The following is an 11,551-nucleotide window of genomic DNA, read 5'->3' as shown; positions in this document are numbered from 1 at the left end:
CCTCGGGCGTTGAGCCCGGGCGCCTACACCATGTCCGACGGCACCGGGCTCGGCTCCCGCTCGTTGTCGGGCACGGGCGGCGCGCCGTCAAGCGCGGAGTCCACCAGACGGCGCAGCACGCTGTCGATCTCTGCGAGCAGCGTCTCCTGGCGCACGGGTTTGGAGACGTAGCCGTCCAGCCCCGCCGCGAGGCAGCGCTCGCGCGCGCCCTGCATGGCGTGGGCCGTCATGGCGATGATCGGCAGGTGGCCGCCGCCGGCGCGCTCCTCCTCGCGGATGATGCGGGTGGTGGCGAAGCCGTCGAGCACGGGCATCTGCAGGTCCATGAGCACCAGGTCGTAGGGCCGGTCGGCGCGCCGCAGCAGGGACAGCGCCTCCTCGCCGTTCCAGGCCTCCGTGGCGGAGAAGCCGGCCTTCTCCAGCAGGCGCATGGCCAGTCGCTGGTTGACGGCGTTGTCCTCCACCAGCAGCACGTGCAGCCCGCGGCTGCCCGTGGCCGCGGGCGCGGCGGCCTCCTCGGGCGTCTTCTCGGGCAGCGGCGCCACCTGCTCGCCGCGGAAGCGCAGCGGCAGCTCCAGGCTGAAGCGGCTGCCGCGGCCGGGCTGGCTCGTCACCTCGATCTGTCCGCCCAGGCGGACGGCGAGGTCGCGGCTCATGCAGAGGCCGAGGCCGGAGCCCTCTTCATCCTTGGCGCAGCTGCCGTGGGCGTAGGGCGAGAAGATGCGCTCCAGCTCCTCGGACGGAATGCCCACGCCGCTGTCGGCCACGTCGAAGCGGAGGCGGATCCACTCCTCGTCGCGCGCGAGCTCGCTGACGCGCAGCGTCACGCCGCCTTCGCGGGTGAACTTGATCGCGTTGCCCATCAGGTTGCCGAGGATCTGGCGCAGGCGCAGGACGTCCCCGTGCAGCTGGTGCGGCAGGCCGTCCTCGGCGGTCACCGCGAAGACGAGCCCGCGCCCCTCGGCCTGCGGGCGGAAGGTCTTCTCGAGGCCCTGCAGCAGGTCGGCGAAGCGGAAGTCCACGGGCGTCAGGTCCACGCGGCCCGACTCCTGGCGCGAGAAGCCGAGGATCTCGTTGATCACGGCGAGCAGGTGCTCCGACGAGAGCTGCACCGACTCCAGGTACTCGCGCTGCTCGCGGTCGAGCTTGGTCTGCAGGGCGAGTTCCGTCATGCCCAGGATGCCGTTCATGGGCGTGCGGATCTCGTGGCTCAGGTTCGACAGGGCCTCGGCGCGCTTGCGGTTGACGTCCTCGGCCGCCTCGCGCGCCGTGCGCTCCTCGCGCACGCGCTCCATCACGTCGTCGGCGTCCATGAGCACGCCGATCATGCCGCGGCCGTCGCCCACGGGGGCGCGGCTCGACAGCAGCTGGCGCTCGCTGCCGTCGGCGAGCTGCAGGCGCTCCAGCGACCCGAGCTCCGCCTTGCCGTGGTCCATCACCTGGCGGTTGCGCGCCTCGAACTCGCCGGCGCTCTCGAGGCTCAGCTCGCTGTCGCGGACGTGGCGGCCCGCCACGGTCTCGGTGTCGCCCAGGCCCACGGTGCGCGTGAAGGCGACGTTGGCCTGGCGCAGCACGCCCGCGGCGTCGGTGCGGAAGAAGGCGGCGGGCAGCGCGGCGAGCAGGGACTCGTCGCGACGGTGGGCCACCAGGAGGCGGCGGTGCGCGCGCCCGAGTCGAAGATGGCGATCCTGCTGCAGCTCCGCGGCGCCGAAGCCGAGGATCACCAGCAGGCCAAGGCCGAAGAGCGCGAACTGCAGGGCGTTGGCGCCGGGCGCGCGCGCCATGAGGATGGGACCCTGCACGTCCGCCGGCAGCGGGCTCGACTGCGCCGACGGCACGGTGGGCACGATCAGCGCGTCCGCGGCGAGCACGAGCGCCAGCGCGGCGACGGTCCAGCCCAGGTTGCGCAGCGTGTGGCGACGTCGCTCCCGGTTCGGCGGCGACGCCACGAAGCCGGACAGGTGCAGGCCCAGCGCCAGCGGGATGATCCCCAGCGCCGCCGCCAGGCGCAGTGCCGGCAGGCCGAAGGGAAGGCGTCCCGCCATGGGATCCGGCAGCAGCCCGAAGAGCGGGAACTCCATCACCAGCAGGCCCAGGGGCATGGCGAGGCCGAGGATCAGCAGCCAGGGCAGGCGCGAGACGCGCTCGCTCTTCACCGCGCTGAGGAAGGCGGCCGCGCAGCCCAGGGCCGCGATGCTCTTGGCCAGCCACAGGCCGCCCAGGAGGATGCGGGGTTCGAGCGCCGCACCGAGCAGCAACGCCGCCGGCAGCAGCAGGTGGATGTGATAGGGCAGCTGCCGCAGGCGCCGCACCGGCAGCGCCCGGCGCGCGAACTCCATGGACAGCGCGTAGCCGCCCAGGAGCAGCAGGTCGCGCGCGAAGAGCGCGGGGCGGGCGGCGTGGGGAATGGCGTCCAGGGAGCGCAGCAGCTCCACCGCGCCGAAGCCCACGAGCGCCAGCGCAAAGGCGCCCCAGGGCAGGGACGACTCCCGTCGCCGTCGCGCGAGCTCAGCCACCAGGGCCAGCAGCAGGAAGCCGAAGCCCAGGGCCAGGCTCGTATCGAGGGACCAGTCCGCGTGCTGCATCGTGTACCTCAACCTCGCCGACTCTCGCCGCCCACGTTCAGGAGCAGCGCGTTCTCATCCGCGATCCCTTCCGCGGCCGCCACGGCGGTGGTGGCGGCAAAGCTCTCGATCCGCGCGAGCAGTTCGTGGGCCTTGAAGGGCTTGATCAAGTAGCTGTCCATGCCGGCGTCGAGGCAGCGGGCCTCGTCGCCGCTCATGGCGTGGGCCGTGAGGGCGATCACCGGCACGTGGCGGCCGCTGGCCTGCTCGCGGCGCCGGAGCTCGCGCGTGGCGCTGAAGCCGTCGAGCTCGGGCATCTGGACGTCCATGAGCACCACGTCCACGATCTCGCGGTCGAGCAGCTCGAGCGCGATGCGCCCGTTGCTCGCCACCACCACATGGTGTCCGGCCTTCTCCAGGATGCGGGACGTCAGGCGCTGGTTGACCGCGTTGTCCTCGGCCAGCAGCACCCGCTGCGGCCGATAGCGCCCCGGCTCGACCGCGCTCCGGCGCGCGCCGGGATCGGCCTCGCCCGTGCTCGCCGCGCGCGGCTCGCCCTGCAGCAGCTGTTCCAGCTGACGGGGATTCACCGGCTTGGCCAGACAGCCGCCAAGGCCGAGGTCGCGCACGAGCTGCCGTGCCCGCGACAGTTCGTTGACGCCGGCGAGGAGCAGCACGTGCTGCGGCGCCAGCGTGGAGAGCTCCAGCAGGCTGCGCAGTGGCGCGCCGCTGCCCACGAGGCCGTGGTCCACGAGCAGCAGCGCGTCCGCGGCGCCGTCCATCTGCTCCACCACGCGATCCAGCGCGTCGAGGGTTCTCACGTCCGCGCCCGCGGCGCCGAGGCTGCGCCCCAGCAGCGAGGCGCGCATGTGCGACGCCGTGGCCACGACCACCCGACGCCCCGCCAGGGCGAGCGGCCCGCCGACCTCGGCGCCTTCCGCCACGCGCAGATCCAGCCGCAGGGTGAAGGTGCTGCCCTCGCCCTCGCGGCTGTCCACCCACAGACGCCCCCCCATCATCTGGGTCAGCGCCTGCGAGATGCTGAGCCCCAGCCCCGTGCCGCCGTAGCGCTTGGTGACGCTCCCGTCGGCCTGCTCGAAGGCCTTGAACACCACGGCCAGCTTCTCGTCCGAGATGCCGATGCCCGTGTCGCTGACGCTGATCTCCACGGCCGCGCGGTCGTCCTCCAGCTCGGCGAGCTCCGCCTTGAGCACCACCTCGCCCTGGCCCGTGAACTTCACGGCGTTGCCGACCAGGTTGATGAGGATCTGCCCCAGCCGCACCGGATCCCCCACGAGCGCGGAGGGCAGCGCCGGATCGACGAAGGCGATCACGTCGAGGCCCTTGCGCTGGGCCTGCATCACCAGGCCGCGGAGGCTGTCGTGCACGAGATCGCGCAGGGAGAACTCGGACAGGTCGAGCTCGAGCTTGCCGGCTTCGATCTTGGAGAAGTCGAGGATGTCGTTGATGACCGTGAGCAGGTTGGCCGACGAGGCCTGGATGGCGTCGAGGTACTCGCGCTGCTCGCCGTCCAGCGGCGTGTCGCCCAGCAGCGAGCTCATGCCCACGATGCCGTTCATGGGCGTGCGGATCTCGTGGCTCATGTTGGCCAGGAACTCGCTCTTGGCGCGGCTGGCCAGCTCGGCGGACAGCGCGTTGCGCCGCGCCGAGTCGACGGCGGTGCTGAGCCGCTGATTCGCCTCGGCCAGGGTCTCGTTCACGGCCTCCACCTCGGCCCGCGCGCGCCGCGCGAGCTGCGTCGCGTGCCGTTCGCCAGCCAGGGTTCGCCGCAGCAGGGCGAGGCCCACCAGCCAGGTCAGTCCCATCACCACGAGCAGCATGAGGAAGTGACGCTTCAGGTTCAGCTCGGCGTGCTGCAGGTCCGCGCCGTCCCGCACCATGTGCGTGGTCTGCTCGCGCACGTAGGAGGCGAGCAGCGCCGGATCGACGGTGTAGCCCCGCTCCTTGAGCGTGTCGAGCTGAAGCACGATGTGGCTCTGGAAGTTTCTGTCGTCCTCCAGATGGTCTGTCCAGGAGCGTTCGAGCCGCCAGAAGAACATGGCCAGCGTGACCAGGAGCGTGAGGCTGAGCAGCGCGCTGATGGTGAAGATCCCCCCCGGCGACGAATGCTGCCGCCTGCGCGGACTCAGCGCAAAGCCGGACGAGGACAGGCCGGTGGCCAGCACGTCCTCGCGCGCGAACTGGCCCGTGTCGAGGCCGGTCATGCTATGCCCTTCGCGCTCCACGCGATCCGCCTAGAGCGAGCTCAGCAGGGGCTGAAGACGCTCGATCTCCTGCCGGAGCAGGTTGTAGGCGCCGACGGCCTCGCTCAGATCGCCGCTGCGGCCGATCTGCTCGAGCGCCCAGGCGGCGTCCTGCGCGTTCTGCGCGCTGAAGTTGCTCACGGCGCCCTTGAGCGTGTGCGCGCTCTTGCGCAGCCCGTCGCTGTCGCCGTTGCGCACGGCCGACTCGATCTCGGCCAGCATGTTCGGCACGTCCTCCATGAACATGCCGGCGAGCTCGATGAGCAGCTCGATGTCCCCCGCCACCCGGTCCAGGGCGGCGGCGCGGTCGAAGACGCTGAGATCCATGTCCACGTTCACGTTGATGTCCTTTCCGTCATCGTGTGGGGCTTCGACGCCAGGCGCCGCCGGGCCGAGGGACGTGCCCTGCGCCACGGCGGCGAGTGTCGCCAGGAGCTGTTGCTCGTCGATGGGCTTGGCCAGGTAGTGGTCCATGCCCGCCGCCTCGCAGCGGGCGCGGTCGCCTTCCATGGCCTGCGCGCTGAGGGCGATCACCGGCAGGTGCGCGCCGCCGGACTTCTCGTAGTCGCGGATGGCCCGCGTGGCCGTGAGGCCGTCCATGTCGCGCATCTGGACGCCCATCAGCACGGCGTCGAAGTCGTCGAGCGCGATGGACTCGATGGCCTGGATCGCCGAGTCCACCACCGTCGCCCGGTGGCCGTGCTGCTGCAGCAGGGTGCGCAGCTTCTCGCGGCTGGACTCGCTCTCGTCCGCGACCAGCAGGTGCAGGGAGCGCAGCGGCGGCGCTGGCGACGGCGGCGCGGCCGCCACGGGCGCGGCGGGGGCGGGCGCCGGCGTCGGCTGGCCGGGAGCCGCGGGGGTCTCCTTGGCGCCAAAGTCGGGCTTCTGCTGGCCCACGAGCAGGCTGAACGGGCAGGTGAAGTGGAAGTTGCTCCCCTGGGACGGGACGCTCTGCATCCACATGGTCCCATCCATGGCCTTCACCAGCCGCGACGCCAGGCTGAGCCCCATGCCGCCGTTGCGATGCCGCCGCGACGCCGCCTGCCCCTCGTCGCCGAAGGCCGAGAACAGGCTGTTCTGCTGCTCGTCGGGAATGCCGCAGCCGGTGTCGTGGACGGTGAAGTGCAGCGACACGCCGCCGGCCGTCTCCCGCGCGAGCTGCACCTTGAGGACGACCTCGCCCTCCTCGGTGTAGCGCACGGCGTTGCCGAGCAGCTGGTCCAGCACCTGCCGCAGCAGATGCGCGTCGCCGACGAGCCGCGGCGGAATCTGCTTCTCGATCTCGGCGCGCAGCGTGAGCCCACGGCGCGCGGAGGCCTCGGCCATGGCGCCGAGCGCGTCGCGCAGGACCTCGCGCCAGTCGAACTCCTCCGCCTTCACGGTGAGGCGGCCCGCCTCCAGCTCGGCGTAGGTGAGGATCTCCTCGATGCTGCGCAGCACGCCGCGCGCGCCGCGCTCGAGCGTGGCCAGCCCTGCGGCCGGATCCTGCCCCGAGGCGATGGCCTGCCCGGCCTCCGTCACCAGGCGGCGGGCCGGCAGGCGCAGGCGGTCGCCCACGCGAATGAGGAAGCTGGGCAGCGTGTCCTCGGCCTTGGCCGTCTCGGAGCGCGCGGAGTCCAGGGCCGCCCGTCCGGCCGCGAGGCCGGCGCTCAGGCGGCGAAGGCTGAGCCGCTGTCCGCAGGCGCGCGCCAGGTTCGCGAAGACCTCCTGGCGTGGCGCGGCCCAGTCGCCCTCGTCGGCGCTGAAGAGCAGCAGCGCGCCGGCGCCCTGACCCACGGGGAAGAACCAGCAGACGCGATGCGCCTTGGGCAGCGCCTTGCCGAAGGGCGGGTCGCCGTCGGCGTGCAGATCGAGGCGGAAGGGATGCTCCGCGGCCAGCGTGGGCCGCAGGCTGTCGGGCAGCCGCTCGGGCAGGTAGTCCACGAGGACGCCCGCGTCCTTGCTCTCCACGGCGCGATAGTGCGCGCGCTCCACGGGCGACTGCGCGTCGACGGCGGCGTAGAGCGCCACCCAGCCGGAGAGCCGCAGCTCGGGATGCGCCAGCAGCGTGCCGAGCGCGCCGTCGAGGTCGTCGTGATCGAGCAGGGTGAGCACGGTGGTCTGCAGCGTCATCAGCTGCTCCATCGAGTCGAGCGCGGTCTCGGCGCGCTTGCGGTCGCCCACGTCGTGGCCGCTGCCGCGGAGCACGCTGCTCTCGCCGTCCTCGGAGACCACGCGCTTGAAGATCAGCTCGAGGCTGTGAACCTGGCCTCCGCGCGTGATCACCTCGAGCTCGACGGCCTTGGCGCGCCCCATGCGCGCGGTGGCGAGGTGACGCCGCAGGGCCTCGATGCTCGCGGGCGTCACCAGCTCGCTCAGGCTCATCTGCGCCACCTCGGCGGCGTCGAAGCCCAGCAGTTCGGTGGCGGCGCGGTTGAGGGAGAGCAGGCCGGCGGTGCCGGTGGCGTCCTCCTCGATGGTGGCGGTGATCACGAGCTCGCGGGCGTCGTCCATGAGCTTGGCGTAGCGCTCGCGGCTGGCGTCCGCGTCCTCGGCAGCCTGGCGCGAACGGACGCGCCCCACGGCCAGCAGCAGCGAACCCAGCGCCAGCAGCACGAGGACGGCCAGGTAGAAGCGCAGCAGCTGGCCCAGGTAGGGCTGCATCGCCGCGCTGAGTTCCGACGCGGGCAGGAACGCCACGAGCTTCCAGCCGCCCTGACCCTCGCTCTTGGCGTCCAGTTCCTCGAGCCAGCGGCCCGGCCGCAGGCTGCGATAGGTGACGAGACCGCTCGCCTCGCGCTGCTGGCCGTCGCCCGTGCTCAGGATGCGGTGCCAGAGCTCGGGATCGGCCGTGCTGGGATCGAAGGCCGCCGTGGCGGGACGTCCCGCCGCGGTGGCGAAGAGCGTGCGTCCACGGCGATCGAGGATGCGCAGATCCGTCGCCGCGTTCTGCGCCTGCTCGCCCATCTCGCCCAGCAGGTGCGCCGTGCGATAGGAGAGCACCAGGCAGCCCTGGCTGCGCCCCGCCTCGCGCACCGCGGTGGCGACGCTCAGGCGCGCCGACTGGTCCTCGGGCATCCAGTAGCGGACCTCGCCGGCCGGCAGGCTGCCCAGATCCACGGGCGCGCGCTTGCGGCGACTCTCGGCGGAGTCGGGGAAGACGGCGACCGGCTCGCTGTCGGCGTTCTCCAGCCGCAGCAGCTGATGGCCGGCGCGGTCGTAGAGCGTGAGCGCGTCGTAGACGCCCTTCACCTGCGCGAAGTTCTCCAGGTCGCGCGCGAGGGCGAGGGCGTCGTCGCGGTCCAGCTGCCCCGGCGCCTCGCCCACGCCGACGAGCATCGCGCGTCCGACGCTGGCGTTCTTCGCGAGGGTCAGCAGGTCGGCGGAGATCTGCCGCAGCTCGCGCTCGGCCACGTCGCCCTGGAGTCGCAGCCGCGACTGCTCCTGGTCCGCCAGGAACTCGGTGCGACTGGCCCGTTCCGCCACGAAGAGCAGCACGCCGATGGCCAGCACCATCAGCGCCGAACCCAGGAAGTAGGCCAGGAAACGGGGCAGGGCCCGCTTCATGGCGCCGTCTTGCGAGTGCCTGCGCTTGCCCATCATCGTTCGGGCTCCTTCATGGCTCGAGCCGCGATTGCTCGCGGCAAGGTCTGAAATGCCGGCGCCTGCGGCGGGTTTGCCGCCGACTCGTGCGCAGGTGCTGAAAGAGTTGCCACCTGCGGCCACGGGGCGTGCGGCGAGCGGGGCCTCCCGTGGGGCCCTGCCGCCGCGCCTGGCGCGCATTTCGCTGCCGTCAAATCAGTTAAGGCTGAGCGTCCGCCCCGGCGAACGGAGCGGCTGTCGCGCGAAAGGGGAGAGAAGCAGAGGGCGGGCCAGTTTGGTCGAGGGCTCCCGCTATAATCGGAGACCGGCTGCGCGCAGGGCGGCGCGCACCCGGTCTGGCGTCAGGGGAGTCTCCCGCAGGCGGACGCCGGTGGCGTCGGCGAGGGCGTTGGCCACGGCGGGGGCCGGGCCGTTGATGCAGATCTCGGCCACGGCCTTGGCCCCGAAAGGCCCCGTGGGTTCGTGGTCCTCCACGAAGATCACCTGCTGCTCGGGCAGGTCGTCAGGCACCAGGTAGCCGTGCTCGCGGAAGCTGGCGGCCTGGGGACGTCCCGCCGCGTCGAAGGCCATCCGCTCCACCAGCGCCATGCCCAGTCCCTGGGCCACCGCGCCCTCCACCTGCCCCTCGGCCATGGCGGGGTTGAGGACGCGGCCCGCGTCCACAGCCGTGACGAAGCGCAGCACGCGGATCGCGCCGGTGGCCAGGTTCACCTCGATCTCGGCGAACTGCGCCGCGAAGGGCGGCGGCGAGTCCGGCGACACGTGGCTGGCCGAGGCCATGAGCTGCCGCTGATGGTCCGTGTAGAGGCTCCGCGTGCCGATCTCGGTGAAGGGCAGGCGGCGGCCGTCCGGGGCCAGGACGGCGGGGCCGTCCAGCCGCAGGCCGGCGGCATCGGCGTCGAGCAGCAACGCGGCGTAGTCGAGGATGCGCGCGCGCAGCGTCTCGGCCGCCTTCTTGACCGCGCCGCCGCTGATGTAGGTGGTGCTCGAGGCGTAGGCGCCCGGGTCGAAAGGCGTGTGGTCCGTGTCGCCGCTGGTCACCACGATCATCGCCGGCGTCACGCCCAGCACCTCGGCGGCGATCTGCGCCAGCACGGTATCCGAGCCGGTGCCGATGTCCGCGGCTCCCACCATGAGGTTGAAGCCGCCGTCCTCGTTCATCTTGAGGAAGGCGCCGGCCATGTCGATGCCGGGGATGCCCGAGCCCTGCATCACCAGCGCGAAGCCCAGCCCCCGCCGCAGCGGCGAACAGGGCGGCGCATTCGGCGGCGGACAGCCCCGCGGGGCCGTGTCCCAGCCGATGGCCTCGCGCCCCGCACGCAGGCAGCCCTCGATGGCGCCGCTCGTCAACGTGGACAGCACGCCCTCGCGGCCCTCGCCCAGCTTCGCGGCCACCTCCATGGCGTCGCCCACGCGCAGCGCGTTGTCCAGGCGCAGGCGGAAGGGATCGGCGCCGAGTTCGCGCGCGGCCTCGTCCATGAAGGACTCCAGCGCGAAGAAGGCCTGGGGCGAACCGTAGCCGCGAAAGGCCCCCGCCGGCGGCCGGTTGCTGTAGACGGCCACGCCCCGGTGCCGCACCGCCGGCGCCGGGTAGAGGCTGAGGCCCTTGTTGGCCGACACGGACATCACCGTGAGCGCGTGCGCGCCGTTGGCGCCGGTGTTCTCGAGGATGTCCATCTGCATGGCGGTCAGGCGTCGCGCGGCGTCGAAGCCCGCGCGGTAGCGCACGCGGGCCGGGTGACGGCTGCGCGCGAAGCGCAGTTCCTCGGCGCGGCTCAGGACGAGGCGCACGGGACGGCCGGTGCGCAGCGTCATCAGCGCCACCAGCTCCTCGCCGAGGATCTCCTGCTTGCCGCCGAAGCCGCCGCCCACGCGCGCCTTGATCACGCGCACGCGGCTCGTGGGCAGGTCGAGCAGGCGCGCGACCACGCGCCGGACGTGAAAGGGCACCTGCGTGCTGCTGCGGATCACGAGGCGGCCGTCGGCGTCGAGCCAGCTGCTGCACACGTGGGGTTCCAGCGAGCACTGCTGCACCTGGTGCGTGCGGTACTCGCGCTCGATCACGGCGCTCGCCGCCGCGAAGCCGGCGTCCACGTCGCCCAGGTCGAGCGAGGTGCGCGCGGCGACGTTCCGCGCGGGGTCCTCCGGCCAGAAGAGCAGGTCGGTCTGGGGGTCGTCGGGGCGGGGCTCGTCGTGGACGATGGGCGCGCCCTCGGCCTGGGCCTCGCGCTCGTCGAGGAAGTGGGGCAGCAGCTCGTAGTCCACCGCGATGGCCGCGCAGGCCGCCGCGGCGGCGGCGGGCGTTTCGGCGGCCACGAGCGCCACCTTGTCGCCCACGTGGCGGACCTTGTCATCCAGCAGATAGCAGTCGTAGGGGCTGGGCTCGGGGAAGCCCTGGCCCGCGCTGGTGTAGGCGCGGCGGGGGACGTCGCGCCAGGTGAGCACCGCCGCCACGCCGGGCAGCCGCAGCGCGGCGGTCGTGTCGATGGCGCGGATGCGCGCGTGCGCGTGAGGGCTCGGCAGGATCGCGAGCATGAGCGCGCCGGCAGGCTCCAGGTCGCCGGCGAAGACGGGCTCGCCGCGCACCAACGCGCGGCCGTCCACGCGCCGCGCATCGTGACCGACGACGCGCAGCGGCGCGCCGCCCTCCCGCGCGGCCCGCGCCCCCGACTCGCGCGGCGCCGCCAGGCCGAAGGCCACGCGGGCGGCCCGCAGCGGCTTGACCATGCCGGTGCAGCGACAGAACACGGCCCCCAGCGCGGCGCGCAGGGCGGTCTCGTCGGGCGCGGGATCGCGGCGGCGCAGGGCCTCCAGCTGCAGCAGAAGGGCCGGCGTGCAGTAGCCGCACTGCACGGCGCCCTCGTCGAGGAAGCGTTCGGCCAGCGCGGCGAGCCAGGGCGTGTCGCGCAGGCCTTCGAGCGTCTCCACGCGACGCCCCTCCACCTGCAGCGCGAGGTGGGTGGCCGCGCTGACGGGCCGGTCGTCGACGAGCACCGTGTCGGCGCCGCCCTCGCCGTGTTCGTCGGAGAACTTGACCGACATGCAGCCCAGCTCGCGCAGCAGGGTCAGCAGGTCCAGCGCCGGCGGGACGGCCAGCTCCAGCGCGCGGCCGTTCAGGGTGAAGCGCAGGCTGCGGTCCGC

4 protein-coding genes are annotated in these 11,551 nt (G+C 72.9%); all 4 read right to left on the bottom strand.

Annotated elements, in window-relative coordinates; translation table 11 throughout:
• Positions 1-23: 23 nt before the first annotated feature.
• Positions 24-2,585 carry a response regulator gene (locus H6693_13460; protein ID MCB9517192.1) on the bottom strand — a complete coding sequence of 854 codons (2,562 nt, stop codon included), beginning with the start codon at positions 2,583-2,585 and terminating at the stop codon, positions 24-26.
• A gap of 8 nt (positions 2,586-2,593) precedes the next feature.
• Positions 2,594-4,789: a response regulator gene (locus tag H6693_13455; protein ID MCB9517191.1), complete on the bottom strand. Its 2,196-nt coding sequence runs from the start codon at positions 4,787-4,789 to the stop codon at positions 2,594-2,596.
• Between the two features lie 30 nt (positions 4,790-4,819).
• The gene (locus H6693_13450) at positions 4,820-8,410 is read right to left on the bottom strand and encodes a response regulator (GenBank protein ID MCB9517190.1); all 3,591 of its coding nucleotides are present in this window, start codon (positions 8,408-8,410) and stop codon (positions 4,820-4,822) included.
• A 291-nt stretch (positions 8,411-8,701) separates the two neighbouring features.
• Complete coding sequence (locus H6693_13445; protein MCB9517189.1) at positions 8,702-11,452, bottom strand: molybdopterin-dependent oxidoreductase; 2,751 nt, start codon at positions 11,450-11,452, stop codon at positions 8,702-8,704.
• Positions 11,453-11,551: the final 99 nt, after the last annotated feature.

Source organism: Candidatus Latescibacterota bacterium (assembly GCA_020633725.1).
In the GTDB taxonomy this organism is placed as follows: domain Bacteria; phylum Krumholzibacteriota; class Krumholzibacteriia; order JACNKJ01; family JACNKJ01; genus VGXI01.
This window is presented reverse-complemented; position numbering and strand designations above follow the sequence as displayed.

Bases quoted from the DNA above. Each gene is read 5' to 3' on its own strand.
- H6693_13460 (MCB9517192.1), bottom strand. From the start codon at position 2,585: ATGCAGCACGCGGACTGGTCCCTCGATACGAGCCTGGCCCTGGGCTTC.
- H6693_13450 (MCB9517190.1), bottom strand. From the start codon at position 8,410: ATGATGGGCAAGCGCAGGCACTCGCAAGACGGCGCCATGAAGCGGGCC.
- H6693_13455 (MCB9517191.1), bottom strand. From the start codon at position 4,789: ATGACCGGCCTCGACACGGGCCAGTTCGCGCGCGAGGACGTGCTGGCC.
- H6693_13445 (MCB9517189.1), bottom strand. From the start codon at position 11,452: ATGTCGGTCAAGTTCTCCGACGAACACGGCGAGGGCGGCGCCGACACG.